Raw genomic sequence first — 14,925 nt, 5'->3', positions numbered from 1 at the left:
TTGGTTTTGTCGAAGGCTTTTTGCCCCCAAGCCTATATCTTCTCTGGTAAATGATGTTTATACATCTCGATAGCATCTGTATGTTCTTTTAAAACGCTCATTGTGTTTGGATGTGGTTTAACATATATCAAAGGATAGTCGACTTCATCTAATTCTTGTTGAGTATGAAAAGCTAATCTTTCATGATCAAGTGAGAATTGAGCATCAATTCCTGTTTTGTTGCCGCGAGAGTCTAATCGAATCCATTTATTAAGTGAATGAAAAAATACAGCATTTAATGCGTGAATACAATATCCTTTATCTGGCGTATCGAACAACATTAACCGCTGGTAACAGAAACCTGTGGGTATTCCTTGTGAGCGCAATAGAGCAGCTAATAGGTTGGACTTTGCATAGCAAATTCCCTCTTTATAAGTTAATACCTCAGATGCATGACAAGTCACTCGTTTGGATTGGATATCCCATGTATGGGGAATTTCATCTCGAACAAACTCATAGGCTGCTTTTGCTTTTTCTATTTCTGTCTGCAAAGGGTTGAAAAGTTCATTTGATTTTGCTCGAATAAGAGGATGAGAATAATCAACTTCAGCTAGTTCACATAAATAATCATCAAAATTTTTAGATTCACATGTCAAGTTCATGATAGTGTCTCCTTTTCTCTATACTTTTACCGCAGGAGGTCTATTTCTTCACCAACACATATTGTAAGTTTTCTAACTCAAACATATCAATCAGTTCATCGATCCCTTTAAAATCAATATGTTTTCCAAACCGTTTTTTGCTTAGGTCAATTTCTACATCCAATTGATCGTCCTTTTCTTTCGTTTCGAGTTCATTTAGACAAGAATAGATTTCGATGGTTTCTCCTTTTGAAAGCTCTTTTTCAATGAATTTAAAAAGTGCACGAAGAGAATGAATGATGTCTAATTCATAAACAAAAGGATGCGTGAATTTGTTTCTTACCGCTTCATAGAAGGGATCTAGATCATCAATGTGAATGCCTTCGAAATCCTCTTCTGTTTCAAATACTTCTATCAAAAGTTCTTCTTTTTGATAGGTTTTTGGCTTTTTTTGTTTCTTATCAAACATGTTGATATTGAGCTCAGAGAATGGTTTATAGGTAGGATTTTGACCAATGGTACCAAGCGGCAGTTCTTTGTTTGATCCAATATAATGCTGTAAAGTCATGGGCTGTCCTCTTTTCTTTCAATGATTTCTCGTTCGTTGATTATTTTCTTTTTATCAATAAATGGTGGAATGTGCAATTATTTTCACATACGTTCTCTACAAAAGAGATGGGCAAGTCGTTTGACTAAATACCTCTTAGGGTATACTATCTGTTCATAGAAAGATTAGAAAGGAGTACTTGTGAATGGAGTATAATCAACAGATGAAGAACCGTCTTCGTCGGATTGAGGGGCAGATTAAAGGGGTTCTTGCGATGATGGAGCAGGGAAAGGATTGCCGTGAGGTGGTGACGCAGCTGTCTGCATCACGCAATGCCATTGATCGGGCGATGGGTGTGATTGTGAGTACAAATCTTGAGCAATGTGTCCGTGAAAGTCTTGAACAAGGCAAGGATACGGAAGGTCTTGTGAAAGAAGCGGTTGAGCTATTGGTGAAAAGCCGGTAAGAAATTCTTCAGCCTTTGAAGGTTGACGGATTTTTTTACTTGTTATAATATACCCTTACCGGTATGTGTATATATTTTTTGTTTTCTATATACCCCCGCGGGTAATTGTGAAGGAGGAGCAAGATGGCAGAACAGAAAAAACGCACGACGATTGTGCTATTTAGTGGAGATTATGATAAAGCAATGGCGGCTTACATTATTGCCAATGGTGCAGCGGCCTATGATCATGAGGTGACGATTTTTCATACCTTTTGGGGGCTGAATGCCTTGCGCAAGGATGAAATGGTGCCAATGAAAAAAGGTTTTTTAGAAAAAATGTTTGGCAAGATGATGCCGCGCGGGGCTGATCGAATGGGCATTTCAAAGATGAATTTTGCTGGAATGGGCCCCAAAATGATTAAGCACGTGATCAAAAAGCACAATGCCATGACCTTGCCGCAGCTCATTGATATGGCGAAGGAACAGGAGATTAATCTCGTAGCATGTACAATGACGATGGACCTTTTAGGGCTGCAGGAGAAAGAATTATTAGATGACATTCAATATGCTGGTGTCGCCGCTTATTTAGCAGAGGCTGAAATCGGGAATGTGAATTTATTTATTTAGTGAGGTGATGAAATGATTCAAGCGATTTTGTTCATCCTGGTGATTGGCTTACTCGTGAGCCGGTTTCTTCCGGTTCGAGGTGTGAACCAAATGGATGCAGCCGATATGAAGAAAAGGCTGAAAAACAAAGGTCAACAACTCATTGACGTACGATCACCAGTAGAATTTCAAACAAACCATATAAAAGGATTTCGAAACATTCCTTTACCCCAGTTAAAAGAACGAGCTTCTCAGCTTGAGAAGAATGAAGAAATCTACGTGATATGCCAAAGCGGAATGAGAAGTATGCAGGCAGCGAAAATATTGAAGAAACAGGGATTTACTCATATTACAAACATCAAGGGTGGTATGAATGCTTGGCATTAAGCACGCATAAAAATATACCCCCACCCCTATATAAAGGAGGACATCATATGCAGCAACCAACAGTCATTTTAGATGCAAAAGGATTGGCATGCCCGATGCCGATTGTGAAAACAAAAAAACAAATGAATGAGCTTTTGCCAGGAGATGTGCTTGAAGTGCAGGCTACCGATAAAGGATCAGCAGCGGATTTAGCGGCTTGGTCAAAAAGTGCCGGCCACGAATTTTTAGGAACAAAAGTAGAAGGACAGGTGCTTCATCATTTGATACGTAAGGGTGGAGTGCAGAAGGAAGAGGGGGAGCCCATGATTTCGGAAATATCTTTGAATGCCTTTCAACAGAAGGTAAAAGAAGATCAATCTCTGTTTATTTTGGATGTACGAGAGCTGGATGAATACGAAGCGGGGCATATCCCAGGAGCTGTTCATATCCCGCTTGGTGAGGTGGAAGATCGTGCAGAGGAGTTAACAAGAGAATCGGACATTTATCTCATCTGTCATTCAGGCAGAAGAAGTGAATTAGCTGCGCAAAAGCTAAAAGAGAAAGGATTTCAACAATTAATCAATGTGGTGCCAGGCATGAATAGCTGGACAGGAGCCATTGAAAAATAGGAGCTGAATAAAACATGACGGTAAAAGCCATGACTGCAGAGCAGTTAACAAAAAAGATCGTGGGCAAAGAGCCGCTCTTTTTGCTAGATGTGCGAAATCAAGCAGATGTGCAGGACTGGAAGATTGAAGGGGAAGCAATCGTTGATATGAATGTGCCTTATTTTGATCTGCTTGACGGAGTAGAGGACCTTTTACAGCATATTCCTAGTGACCAAGAAGTGTTGGTGGTTTGTGCCAAGGAAGGTTCCTCTATCCTGGTGGCGGAGATGCTATCAGAGGCTGGCGTGCCTGTTCACTATTTGCAGGGCGGTATTAAGGCATGGAGTGAGCATGTCGAGCCAGTGAAGATCGGTGATTTAAGCGGCGGTGGAGAGCTGTATCAATTTGTACGGATGGGCAAAGGATGTCTGTCCTATATGATCATGTCCAATGGAGAAGCTGCGGTTGTGGATGCAGCTCGAATGACGGAGGTCTATATCGATTTTGCGAAAAAGCATGATGTCTCTGTGACGCATGTGATGGATACTCACCTTCATGCAGATCATATTTCTGGTGGGAAAAAGCTGGCTGAACTAACGAGTGCTACCTACTGGCTGCCGCCAAAAGATGCGGAAGAGGTAACCTTTGAATATGAACGTCTTGAAGAAGGACAGCGGATAACGATTGGAACAGCTTCTATCGATATTCAACCCATTTATTCCCCGGGACATACGATCGGCTCAACATCTTTTATCGTAGACAATCAATATCTTCTTTCAGGTGATATTTTGTTTATTGATTCAATTGGAAGACCTGATCTTGCTGGAAGGGCGGAGGACTGGGTAGATGATTTGAGAGAGACGCTTTATGAACGGTATATGGCGCTTTCAAAGGAATACATCGTTCTGCCTGCGCACTTCATGACCATAGAAGAAATGAATGAAGACGGCAGTGTTTGGAAGGAGCTCGGCTCACTTTTGAAAGAAAATCATGGGCTTCATATTGAAGATCAACATGTGTTTAGACAGATGGTGACGGAAGGTCTGCCTGCACAGCCGCATGCTTTTCAAGAGATTCGTCAAGCCAATATGGGGAAGCTGAACCCAGATGTGGAAGCGCAGCGTGAAATGGAAATTGGTCCAAACCGTTGTGCGATTCGATAATGTCCAATAAAATAAGAAAAGAGGAACAATCAAATGACATCTGATCAATTATTAGACGTAACAGGGCTCGCATGCCCAATGCCGATTATTCGAACGAAGAAAAAAATGAACGACTTGGCGGAAGGTCAAGTTTTAGAAATACATGCAACAGATAAAGGGGCTAAAGCTGACTTGGCCGCATGGGCGAAGTCAAGCGGACATGAATTGATCATGCAGACAGAAGAAGGTCACGTGTTGAAGTTCTGGATGAGAAAAGGGTCCTAAAGGATGTAGGGGTATCTGCTGAAGATCCCCTTTTCCTTTTGCAAAGGAGGAGACCAGCGTGGATTTTGCATTTTTGATTACTCTTTTTATCATCGGATGTATTGGTTCCTTCTTATCAGGAATGGTGGGGATCGGCGGATCTGTGATCAACTATCCCATGCTTCTTTATATCCCGCCTCTTCTCGGTGTGATGGCACTATCAGCACACGAGGTATCAGGGATTGGTGCCATTCAAGTGCTTTTTTCGACGCTGGGTGGTGTACTCGCTTATCGAAAAAGCGGATTTTTACATCGCTCGCTGATTTTATATATGGGAAGCAGTATATTGGCGGGCAGCTTATTAGGCAGTTATGTATCACATTTTATGCCGGAGAAAGGGATGAACCTAGTCTATGGAGTACTCGCCATTGTGGCGGTTATTCTCATGCTGATTCCGAAAAAAGGACAGCGTGCAGACGCAGAGGGAGAAGTCACTTTTCATAAAGGACTGGCATCAGGTATTGCCTTTGTGATTGGCAGTGTTTCAGGGGTATTAGGTGCAGGCGGAGCCTTTATTTTAGTGCCTGTGATGCTGTCTATTTTAAAAATTCCTGTACGGATGACGATTGCGTCGTCACTTGCGATTACGTTTCTTTCTGCGATAGGCGCATCGACTGGAAAGGTATTGACGGGTCAGGTCATGCTTCTTCCTGCTGTTGTGCTGATGGCGGCTAGTTTAATGGCAGCTCCGATTGGTGCGAAGGTCGGTCAGAAAATCAACGCCGTCTACTTGCAATGGGCACTTGCTGTGATGATTACGGCGACAGCGGTCAAAATTTGGCTGGATATTTTATAAAGAAAAGACCAACAAAGCAAACGTGTTGGTCTTTTTTATTTGACGTCATCGTGCTCGATATACGTTTCTAGTGCTGCGTGGTACTCTTTTTGATAATGAAGGTTGGGACATGTTTTCACGACTTTGCCTTGCAGGGCATTGGACTTTGAGACTTCTAATGCTGATTTACATTTAGGACAGCGTTCGGCAAAGAATGAGGGCCAGCGTTTCATGTATCACCACTCCAGTTAAAGTCTTAAAAACCGATTATATTAATATGAATTATAGGGGATCGTGCAGATGAGGTCAATGGGTGTTTGGGTCTTTTTAACAAAAAAAGAAGCATCGTGAGAGATGCTTCTTTATCGTTCATATTCTTAATAGGCTTTCGCCCAGAACACCATATCAGATGCAGGCTTGCCGCAGCAGACACATGTGTCAGAAATGGTTTCCTGTTCGAATGGGATACAGCGTGAGGTCGCGCCTGTTCTTTCTTTAATGTCGTTTTCACAGGCTTCATCACCACACCACATAGCTTTAATCAATCGATTTTCTTTTGAAAGAATGTGCTCAAAGTCTTCGATGGTGTGAGCTGTTGATGTTTTTTCATGTAATCGTTCTTTCGCCTTTTCGTACATCGTCCGTTGAATATCTTCAAGCGTGGATGTAATGGTTTGTTCAAGTGCATCTAACGTGACAGCTTGCTTTTCACCAGTGTCTCGTCTTGCAAGCATCACCTGTCCTTTTTCGATGTCCTTAGGTCCTACTTCGACACGTAGAGGAATGCCCTGCATTTCACACTCGTTGAATTTCCAGCCTGGCTGTTTATCGCTTGCGTCGATGTCAGCACGTGCGATATGGGCGAGGCGATCCTTTAATTCATAGGCATGGTCCAGTACACCTTCTTTATGAGAAGCGATTGGCACGATACGCACTTGGGTTGGCGCAATATTTGGCGGGAGGACGAGCCCTCTGTCATCGCCATGAACCATGATCATAGCGCCGATGATTCTTGTTGTGAAACCCCAAGAGGTTTGCTGGACATGCTCTAGTTTTCCTTCACGGTTTAAGAATTCGATGCCAAATGCTTTGGCAAATCCGTTCCCGAAGAAATGAGAAGTAGCAGTTTGAAGCGCTTTTCCATCATGCATCAAGCTTTCAACCGTATAGGTGAAGCGAGCGCCGGCGAATTTTTCCTTCTCTGTTTTTCTCCCTTTAATGACAGGAATGGCAAGGAGATCTTCGCAAAGAGAAGCGTAAGTGTGAAGCATTCTTTCTGTTTCTTCAATCGCTTCTTGCTCAGTCTCATGGCACGTGTGCCCTTCCTGCCATAGGAATTCAAGGGTTCTGAGGAAGGGACGTGTTGTCTTTTCCCAGCGGACGACATTGGCCCATTGGTTATATAGCTTCGGTAAATCACGGTAGGAATGAATAATGTTTTTGTAATGCTCGGCGAACAGCACTTCAGAGGTTGGTCTGACGCAGAGCCTTTCTTGTAATTCGGATTCACCGCCATGTGTCACCCACGCCACTTCAGGAGCAAAGCCTTCGATATGATCTTTTTCCTGCTGCAGCAGGCTTTCTGGGATAAAAAGCGGCATATAGACATTCTCATGACCCGTTTCTTTAATCTGGCGGTCAAGTTCGTCGCGAATATTCTCCCAAATTTTAAAGCCGTACGGCTGAATGATCATACTGCCTCTCACGCTTGAATAGTCGACGAGCCGCGCCTTTGTGACAACATCTGTATACCACTGGGCAAAGTCGTCTTCCATGCTTGTAATTTTCTCAACAAATTGTTTCTTTGACATTGCAGGTTCCTCCTTTTTTAAAACAAAAAAGCTGTACTTTAAGTTAGGGACCATTCCTGGTGGTACCACCCTAATTTAAAGCACAGCTTTACACTCAATCATGATAACGGTATGAACCGCTGTATGAAACAGAACTAAATCGGCAGGTTCACTTGAAGATGGCAGTAGGAACTTCTCAGCACCGTTCCCTCTCTGTTAAAGATCGATTCAAGCTACTATTCCAGATCTACGTTGATCCTTGTTCGTTGATTTTTCATCAGTTTACCTGTAAATGGGGGAGAAAGCAAGTTGTTCTGATTCCTTTTACGGCGCCTTTTGTGTAGGTAACGGAATGGCAGTATTTTTCTATTTTTACAGCTTGCGAGTTATGTAAGGCTATGCTAATATATTTGAAGAAAAAAATAGACTTGTATAACCTCAATAATATGGTTTGAGGGTTTCTACCAGGATCCGATAAATCCTGATTACAAAAGCGCGCTTTCCTTTTTTGTAATCAGGGTTTTTTTGTTTGTCTGCACCCTGTATCAAAAGTGAAAGCGATGATATACAGAAGGGATGTTAGACATGAACTGGAGAGTATATTTATTAGCCGTTTCTACTTTTGCGGTTGGATTAGTTGAGCTTGTGGTCGGTGGCATTCTGCCAAGTCTTGCAGAGGATTTGAATGTGTCTCTTGCAACAGCCGGACAACTCATTACGGTATTTGCGATTGTGTATGCCATTTCAGCACCCGTGCTGCTGACCGCGACAGCCAAAATCGAACGAAAGCGCCTTTATTTAATTGCGTTATTGGTGTTTACATTAGGAAATGTGTTCACTTATTTTAGTTCGACCTTTGCCCTTGTTATGATATCAAGGGTGTTGATTGCGATGAGTACAGCGCTTGTGGTGGTGTTATCTTTGACGATCACCGCCAAATTGGTGGAACCAGCGCATCGTGCAAAGGCATTAGGGCTGATTTTTATTGGGATTAGTTCTTCGCTTGTTCTCGGTGTACCGATCGGTATTTTTATTACAGAGAGCTTTGGCTGGAGAGTGATGTTTTTAGGAATCAGTATTCTTTCTGCCATATCGATGGTGCTGATTTATTTTCTATTGGAAAAAATGCCTGTTGAAAAAGTGACGCCTCTTAAAGAGCAGATTCGTTCTTTAGGGCATCCGAAGATTTTTAGTGCACACCTGATCAGTTTGTTTATGCTTGCTGGCCATTATATGCTTTATTCTTATTTCACTCCATTTCTGATGGAAGTTCTGCATATGACCCCGTTTTGGATTAGTATTTGTTATTTAATCTTCGGGCTTGCGTCGATAGGCGGGAATGGGCTTGGCGGCTGGCTGAGTGACAGACTGGGTTCAGGAAAAGCCATTTTGCTGGTGACAATAGCGTTTGCGGTTGTCATGTTTACCATTCCTTATACATCGGGGGTGTTCGCGCTCTTTATGGTCATGGTTGTCCTTTGGGGAGCGCTCAGCTGGGCTCTGACGCCTGCTTTGCAAAGTTATTTGATTCAAACAGATCCTGTTACGTCTGATATTCAGCAAAGTTTAAACACATCGGCCTTGCAAATCGGCATTTCGATTGGATCTGCGGTTGGCGGAGTCATGTTTACGATGACCGGTTCATCTGTTGATCTGGCTAAATTCGGTGCTGTGTTTGTACTGATTGCCTTTAGCTGTGCGGTGATTTCGCTTAAGAGACCGCCGCTTTATATGGATCGTCAGCATCATGCTGAATAGCTGCCTAAAGATAGGCAGCTTTTTTATGTTCATTTCAAATTCACACGAAAAGTACTTTCTATTCAAAGACCGCCATTTCGCCGATTGGTTGAAAGCCGGCACGCTGGTAAATATTTTTGCCGTCCGCTGATGCTTGTAAGATGACACACTTTTGTTTATTCTTTGTCTGGGTCAGAAGATAATGGAACATGTCACTGCCAAGTCCCTTTCCGCGGTGCTCTGCCCTTGTCATGACATCATAAATACCGTAGCTGTCGTTTGCCTCGAATAATAAGCCTGTTGTGACCGGCTTTTGGTGTTCATACCCCACGAACATGCGAGCTTTTGAGTGCAATGCTTCAATCGAAAAACGCTGGAAATAGTCTTCTAAGGCGGCGGCCTCAGTCGACCCTTTGAATAGTTCAATAAAGATATTTTTGTAATCAAAGAGCCTCTGCTCATCAAGTACTTCCTTGATTGTAAGTGATGAGGATGTGACTGGATCAATGTCACCTGTATGCTCAAGCATCATGATGGTATTGCGTTCGACCTCTTGAAGCTGATATTCCTTTAATAAATCAGCCCAATCAGAATGGAGTAAACGGTGATCGACCCATGTGCTGAAGATGAGTTTCTGTGACCGCATATGTTCAATGGCTGCTTTCACTTTTTTCGGATCTTGGATTTGAGCTGATGTTGGTAAGAGCAAATTGAACGTGTCAGTCGATATATGAGTATTTGATAGAACGAAATCGTCCGATGCAAGAAAGGTTCCGTTCACAGCAGAGGAAAACAGGTGTATCTTTTCTTCTAACTGGTGAATGGCCATTTGTTGTTCAGGTTTCATTTAGATCACCTTTTCATTATGATAAATTGGATGACATCCCCATGATTATAGCATGTGACAGGATGAGGGAAATCTAGTATAAAAGTGCATATGCGATTTTCAGGTCTGATGTCCTATTATTTTACTCACACCGACATTTCTTTTGACTCCATTCTTCATTATTAGTACCATTTTATTAACCAGTTAAGAGTGGAGGTTCAGATGGAAACAAAAGAGCAGATTGTATTAAAAGCGATTCAAGATCTGATTATGCATAGGGAAAAGAGACGGAATGATCCAACAGATCCACTGATTACCACGACTGATACACTCAAACAAGAATGGACACTCACACAGCTTCACATTTTATCGATGATTCAAGCCAATCCAAACGAATCAAATAATACATTTCTATCTCAACAACTAAAACTATCAAAGCCAGCTATTACAAAGGCTGTGAAAAAACTAATTGAAAAAGGCATGGTGGATTATTGCCACCGGCAAGGTGATAAGAAATCTGTCTATTATTCTTTGACAGAGGAAGGCAAGCAACTGGCGGCGCTGCATGATGAGTTACATGAAAATGCAGTCACGTCCTATTTAGAATTTCTTCAGCAGTTTCACGAAGATGAATTACAAGTGATTGAGCGTTTCTTAAAGGCTTGGAAAGAAAAGATATAGATAAAATTAACATATATTGACGTTATTCATGACCATGATGAAAGGGAGGGAGCTCATTGGAGAAAGAAATGATAGAAAATTATAAAAAATACGTATTCATCATGCCATTCGTAGGTTTGTTTGTCAGCTTGCTATTATTTGTTTATTTTTTTGGTATTGCAGGAGCTGGAGAACCGATTTGGGCTGCTGCTTTGTATTGTGCTCTGCCCTTTTTGGTGAATACGATATGTTTCTTGCCTGTATGTATTTATTTTAAAGTCAGCAAAAAAAATGAGGAACATGCGTGATTGTCGTCAGTGCTTGTCTTGCTGGGTTGAAGGTTCGTTATAATGGCAGTCATCGATTAGATCAGCGAATTGAAGAGCTTGTTCGGGAGGGAAAAGCAGTCACAGTTTGTCCTGAGCTCCTTGGCGGCTTCTCCACGCCAAGACCTCCCGCAGAAATCATTGGCGGAGACGGACATGATGTATTACAGGGCCTCGCCTCCGTGATTGATGTACACGGAAATGATGTCACGGAGATGTATGTAAAAGGCGCGAAGGCCGCGCTGGAACAGGTTCAGTCTCTGAAAGCGACGGCAGTTGTGTTAAAAGAGTACAGCCCCTCCTGCGGCAGCCGGATGATTTATCGCGGAGATTTTAACGGCAGAACAAAAGCTGGAGATGGTGTGACATCCGCCTTGCTCAAACAGCACGGAATTCAGGTATTCTCTGAGGAGGATGATTGGACTTCGTTGTTTTTATAGGTGTGGTGTGAATAGTAGGAGGAGTTAGGTTGAAAAAGTGGATGATTGGTTTAGTTGTCATTATTTTATTAGGAATTGGTATTTATTTTATAATCAATGCAAAAACATACTCTTTTGATGAAGTGGCCTCAATTGATCAAAACAAGGTGACTTCGATTCAAATTGAGCATGATAATGAGCGTGTTATGGTGGAAAAGAAAGAGGATATTCAAAAGTTACTCAAGGAATTTTCGGGTATGAAATTAAAGAAAACGAATGAAACTAAAAAAACTTCAAAAGAGTCTTATTGGATCAGAGTGTATGAGAATGAGAAGGAAACTTATGGTCTGACTTTTTACGATCAAACATTTTTAGAAACATATGATTTTTCTAAAACAAAAGATCAAACCAGCAAATATCAAATCGTTGACACCAATCAAGTTGATATAGGAAAATATATCAAATAGCTCAGCCAGAATGTCATGCATGATCAATAGAAAATTCGGGTATAGTGCTTGGTAAGTAAAAAGGAAGCGGAGGTTTGTTTGGATGAGTGGATTAACAGATACAGTCACATTAGCAAACGGAGTAAAAATGCCGAAGCTAGGCTTTGGTGTATGGCAGGTAAAAGATGGGGATGAGGCGGTAAATGCAGTCAAAGACGCTCTTGAAGCGGGCTACCGCAGCATTGATACAGCCGCAGCCTATCAAAATGAAGAAGGGGTAGGCAAAGCCATTCAGCAATCAGGTATCTCTCGCGATGATCTATTCATTACGACAAAGGTCTGGAATAATGATCAAGGCTATGAATCAACACTCGAAGCCTTTGAAACAAGTATGAACAAGCTGGGGCTAGATGTATTAGACCTTTATTTAATTCATTGGCCAGTTGAAGGCAAATATAAAGAAACATGGAAAGCGCTAGAGAAACTATATAAGGATGGACGCGTTCGAGCGATCGGAGTGTGTAATTTCCATCAGCATCATTTAGAGGATTTATTGGAAGAGGCAGAAGTTGTGCCAATGGTGAATCAAATCGAGCTTCATCCGAAGCTGACGCAGGAGCCTTTACGAGACTACTGTAAATCGAAAGGAATTCATGTAGAGGCGTGGTCGCCATTAGGCAGCGGGAAGCTTCTGAACCATCCTGTTCTCCAGGATATCGCGAAAAAACATGATAAGTCAGTAGCGCAAGTGATTCTTCGCTGGGACTTGCAGCATGGCATTATCACCATCCCAAAATCAGTGACGAAGAGCCGAATCATTGAAAACACACAAGTCTTCGATTTCGAGCTGTCCACACGTGAGATGGGTGTCATTGATCAGCTCAATGAAGATGAGCGCACAGGTCCAGATCCAGATAACTTTAATTTTTAATCGAAAGAAAAGCACAGGTGCGATGCCTGTGCTTTTTTTATTTAACAATTTTTTGAGGCTGATACGTTTTCAATGATTTGAATGGCGTCGACAATTTGCTCTATGGAATACTCTCCAATCAGGCAAAAGGTTTCGTCTGCTCGTGCAGCATGGCTTGCCACTGTTTTTGCGGCTTCTTCCAGCTGAGCTGTGATGCCAAGCTCACTCATATTTCTAGGTAATCCGAGTGTTTCATAAAGTTCAAGTAACTCTTCTACTTCACTCATTCGATTTTCCGCGGCAAGCTGGACAAGGATGCCATAAGCCACTTTTTGTCCATGTAACACATGATGCGTTTCTTCAATAAATGTCAATCCATTATGAACGGCATGGGCTCCTGCCATTCTTCCATAACGTCCCCCATAGCCTCCGACTGTTCCGGCTAACGTAATAATCGTATCTGTTACATCTGCAAATGCTTGTGAAAGCTGACCTGTTTTTAAGCTGTTAACCGCTTCTTCACTATGAGAAAGAAGAATGTCTCGAACATATACTGCCTGCTTTAATGCAGCATGCACCATGAGCGGCAAGGCGCCTTTTGTGTTACGAATAATCGCTTCCGCTTCATACCATTTTGCCAGCGTATCACCAATGCCGCTTTGAAGGTAGGAAAGAGGAGAGGAAAGCAAAAAAGTATGATCAATTACAGTGAGGTAGCTGGATCGTTTATGATAATCGACTCTCATGAAATTGCCCTTTTCATCATAAATGACGCTGAGTGGTGTAGAGGCAGCACAGGTGCCGGGAATCGTTGGTACCATGATAACTTCGATTTGAAGAGCGTCTGCAACTGATTTGGCGGTATCTAAAATCGTTCCGCCTCCGATGCCGATAATCACATCTGACCCGTTAAGCTCTTCTGCGATCCGTGTGACCGCATTGGGTGAACTGTATCCTTTGTGCTGAATGACAGGCCACTCAGTCGGCAGCTTTGTGTATTGTGAAAAAGCTTGGTAGGAATCATATCCTGTCACCACAGCAGGTGACTGAAAAGCAGATACAAGGGAATCTAGTTCATGATATATTCCCTTTTGAGAAATAAATTGGTTAGGACCGCTTCTGACAATATCTTCTGGCTGGATCATGGATCATCATTGCTCCTTTACTACATCATATTATTCATAAATCATCTCATTTTACAGAAAGTTCTGTCAAATAAATATGAGAAGAAAGACCCTTCCGTTTTATGGAATTGAGCCGCCGACATTGCCTTTAGGTATGTATTTCCTGTATGATAAAGAACGGTATGTTTTGATTAAATTTAAGAGGTGTTTATATAGATGGAAAAACAATATCGCGTTTTACTTTACTATCAATATGTCCCCATTGAGGACCCAGAGACGTTTACAGCAGAGCATTTAGCATTCTGTAAGGAGCTTGGTTTGTTAGGCCGTATCCTCGTATCAGCAGAAGGCTTGAATGGAACTGTTTCTGGAACCATTGAGCAAACGGACAAGTACATGCAAGCGTTAAAAGAAGATCCACGCTTTGCGTCTATGCCAATTAAAATTGACGAAGCAGATGGTCATGCGTTTAAAAAAATGCACGTCCGTCATCGGAATGAACTAGTGAACCTTAGCCTTGAGGATGATGTGAATCCGTTAGAATTAACGGGGAAACATCTTAGCCCGGTTGAATTTTACGAGCAAATGCAATCACCTGATACGGTTGTGATTGATGCACGTAATGATTACGAGTTTGATGTTGGTCATTTCAGAGGGGCAGTCCGTCCTGATATTGAGACATTCCGTGAATTACCTGAGTGGATTCGTGACAATAAAGAGATTCTTGAAGGCAAAAAAATCCTGACGTATTGCACAGGCGGCGTACGCTGTGAGAAATTTTCAGGCTGGTTAAAGCGTGAAGGCTTTGAAGATGTCTCTCAGCTCGATGGCGGAATTGTCACTTACGGAAAAGACCCAGAAGTACAAGGGAAGCTTTGGGATGGTCAATGCTATGTGTTTGATAATCGCTTAACAGTACCAGTGAATCAAACAGAGCATGTGGTTGTCGGAAAAGATTTCTTCACGGGTGAACCTTGCGAGCGTTATGTGAACTGTGCGAACCCTGCATGTAATCGCAAGATGATTGCCACTGAAGAGAGTGAGCATAAGTATATGCGCAGCTGCAGTCATGAATGCCGCACAAGCGAACGTAACCTGTACGTGAAACAGCACAATTTATCTGAAGAAGAAGTTCAAGAAAGACTAGCTGTCATTGAAAAAGAACAAGCGATTTCACAAGGATAGAGGGAACCCCCTTTATCCTTTTTTTCTATGCATGGCACGGGTTAGAAGGGAGAGGAGGTCATTTCCTCT

Annotated in this window: 20 protein-coding genes and 1 riboswitch; of the genes, 14 read left to right on the top strand and 6 right to left on the bottom strand. The window is 42.2% G+C overall.

What is annotated here, in order from left to right:
* Window positions 1-32 precede the first annotated feature (32 nt).
* Window positions 33-641 (bottom strand): transglutaminase family protein, encoded by a 609-nt coding sequence (locus tag MHI60_RS06135; protein WP_144486022.1) that lies wholly within the window; start codon window positions 639-641, stop codon window positions 33-35.
* A gap of 40 nt (window positions 642-681) precedes the next feature.
* Window positions 682-1,188, bottom strand: coding sequence for a hypothetical protein (locus MHI60_RS06130; RefSeq protein ID WP_144486020.1), 507 nt, complete (start codon window positions 1,186-1,188; stop codon window positions 682-684).
* Between the two features lie 184 nt (window positions 1,189-1,372).
* On the opposite strand from MHI60_RS06130, the gene MHI60_RS06125 reads away from it, so the two are divergent.
* The 7 genes from MHI60_RS06125 (at window position 1,373) to MHI60_RS06095 (ending at window position 5,454) form a co-directional block, all read left to right on the top strand.
* Window positions 1,373-1,633, top strand: a complete 261-nt coding sequence (locus tag MHI60_RS06125; RefSeq protein WP_003217059.1) for a metal-sensitive transcriptional regulator — start codon at window positions 1,373-1,375, stop codon at window positions 1,631-1,633.
* A 123-nt stretch (window positions 1,634-1,756) separates the two neighbouring features.
* Complete coding sequence (locus tag MHI60_RS06120) at window positions 1,757-2,239, top strand: DsrE/DsrF/DrsH-like family protein (RefSeq protein ID WP_034283069.1); 483 nt, start codon at window positions 1,757-1,759, stop codon at window positions 2,237-2,239.
* A gap of 12 nt (window positions 2,240-2,251) precedes the next feature.
* Window positions 2,252-2,605 carry a rhodanese-like domain-containing protein gene (locus MHI60_RS06115; protein ID WP_073203581.1) on the top strand — a complete coding sequence of 118 codons (354 nt, stop codon included), beginning with the start codon at window positions 2,252-2,254 and terminating at the stop codon, window positions 2,603-2,605.
* 47 nt (window positions 2,606-2,652) lie between these two features.
* On the top strand, window positions 2,653-3,213 hold the full coding sequence (locus MHI60_RS06110; protein ID WP_144486018.1) for a sulfurtransferase TusA family protein: 561 nt from the start codon (window positions 2,653-2,655) through the stop codon (window positions 3,211-3,213).
* Between the two features lie 14 nt (window positions 3,214-3,227).
* A complete protein-coding gene (locus MHI60_RS06105; protein ID WP_144486016.1) occupies window positions 3,228-4,355 on the top strand; it encodes an MBL fold metallo-hydrolase in 1,128 nt (375 codons plus the stop codon).
* Window positions 4,356-4,388: 33 nt separating this feature from the next.
* Window positions 4,389-4,619: a sulfurtransferase TusA family protein gene (locus MHI60_RS06100; RefSeq protein ID WP_034621676.1), complete on the top strand. Its 231-nt coding sequence runs from the start codon at window positions 4,389-4,391 to the stop codon at window positions 4,617-4,619.
* 58 nt (window positions 4,620-4,677) lie between these two features.
* Window positions 4,678-5,454, top strand: coding sequence for a sulfite exporter TauE/SafE family protein (locus MHI60_RS06095; RefSeq protein WP_144486014.1), 777 nt, complete (start codon window positions 4,678-4,680; stop codon window positions 5,452-5,454).
* A gap of 35 nt (window positions 5,455-5,489) precedes the next feature.
* Here the strand turns inward: MHI60_RS06095 and MHI60_RS06090 are convergent, their stop codons facing one another.
* The gene (locus MHI60_RS06090) at window positions 5,490-5,666 is read right to left on the bottom strand and encodes a hypothetical protein (protein ID WP_186437343.1); all 177 of its coding nucleotides are present in this window, start codon (window positions 5,664-5,666) and stop codon (window positions 5,490-5,492) included.
* A gap of 144 nt (window positions 5,667-5,810) precedes the next feature.
* Window positions 5,811-7,244, bottom strand: a complete 1,434-nt coding sequence (gene proS, locus MHI60_RS06085) for a proline--tRNA ligase (RefSeq protein WP_144486012.1) — start codon at window positions 7,242-7,244, stop codon at window positions 5,811-5,813.
* Between the two features lie 387 nt (window positions 7,245-7,631).
* Window positions 7,632-7,731, top strand: a riboswitch (purine riboswitch).
* Window positions 7,732-7,808: 77 nt separating this feature from the next.
* On the opposite strand from proS, the gene MHI60_RS06080 reads away from it, so the two are divergent.
* On the top strand, window positions 7,809-8,981 hold the full coding sequence (locus MHI60_RS06080) for an MFS transporter (RefSeq protein ID WP_144486010.1): 1,173 nt from the start codon (window positions 7,809-7,811) through the stop codon (window positions 8,979-8,981).
* 58 nt (window positions 8,982-9,039) lie between these two features.
* Here MHI60_RS06080 and MHI60_RS06075 read toward each other — a convergent pair whose 3' ends face one another.
* Window positions 9,040-9,807: a GNAT family N-acetyltransferase gene (locus tag MHI60_RS06075; RefSeq protein ID WP_144486008.1), complete on the bottom strand. Its 768-nt coding sequence runs from the start codon at window positions 9,805-9,807 to the stop codon at window positions 9,040-9,042.
* Between the two features lie 201 nt (window positions 9,808-10,008).
* Between MHI60_RS06075 and MHI60_RS06070 the strand changes: the two genes are divergently transcribed.
* From MHI60_RS06070 to MHI60_RS06050, 5 genes are all read left to right on the top strand, one after another.
* Window positions 10,009-10,467 carry a MarR family transcriptional regulator gene (locus tag MHI60_RS06070; RefSeq protein ID WP_041106150.1) on the top strand — a complete coding sequence of 153 codons (459 nt, stop codon included), beginning with the start codon at window positions 10,009-10,011 and terminating at the stop codon, window positions 10,465-10,467.
* Window positions 10,468-10,523: 56 nt separating this feature from the next.
* Window positions 10,524-10,754 carry a hypothetical protein gene (locus tag MHI60_RS06065; RefSeq protein WP_095407608.1) on the top strand — a complete coding sequence of 77 codons (231 nt, stop codon included), beginning with the start codon at window positions 10,524-10,526 and terminating at the stop codon, window positions 10,752-10,754.
* Complete coding sequence (locus MHI60_RS06060; protein ID WP_095407609.1) at window positions 10,751-11,212, top strand: DUF523 domain-containing protein; 462 nt, start codon at window positions 10,751-10,753, stop codon at window positions 11,210-11,212. Before MHI60_RS06065 ends, MHI60_RS06060 begins: the two co-directional genes overlap by 4 nt.
* 29 nt (window positions 11,213-11,241) lie before the next feature.
* A complete protein-coding gene (locus MHI60_RS06055; RefSeq protein ID WP_095407610.1) occupies window positions 11,242-11,658 on the top strand; it encodes a DUF5301 domain-containing protein in 417 nt (138 codons plus the stop codon).
* A gap of 82 nt (window positions 11,659-11,740) precedes the next feature.
* Window positions 11,741-12,568 carry an aldo/keto reductase gene (locus MHI60_RS06050; RefSeq protein ID WP_095407611.1) on the top strand — a complete coding sequence of 276 codons (828 nt, stop codon included), beginning with the start codon at window positions 11,741-11,743 and terminating at the stop codon, window positions 12,566-12,568.
* A 41-nt stretch (window positions 12,569-12,609) separates the two neighbouring features.
* Here the strand turns inward: MHI60_RS06050 and MHI60_RS06045 are convergent, their stop codons facing one another.
* Window positions 12,610-13,689, bottom strand: coding sequence for an iron-containing alcohol dehydrogenase family protein (locus MHI60_RS06045; protein ID WP_144486092.1), 1,080 nt, complete (start codon window positions 13,687-13,689; stop codon window positions 12,610-12,612).
* A gap of 198 nt (window positions 13,690-13,887) precedes the next feature.
* Between MHI60_RS06045 and MHI60_RS06040 the strand changes: the two genes are divergently transcribed.
* Entirely contained in the window at window positions 13,888-14,856 is a 969-nt protein-coding gene (locus MHI60_RS06040; protein WP_039176148.1) for a rhodanese-related sulfurtransferase, read from the top strand.
* Window positions 14,857-14,925 lie beyond the last annotated feature (69 nt).

The organism is Bacillus sp. FSL K6-3200, from assembly GCF_038630485.1.
In the GTDB taxonomy this organism is placed as follows: Bacteria; Bacillota; Bacilli; order Bacillales; family Bacillaceae; genus Bacillus; species Bacillus safensis.
Note: the sequence above shows the minus strand (reverse complement) of the source record. Positions and strands in the feature narration are given on the sequence as shown.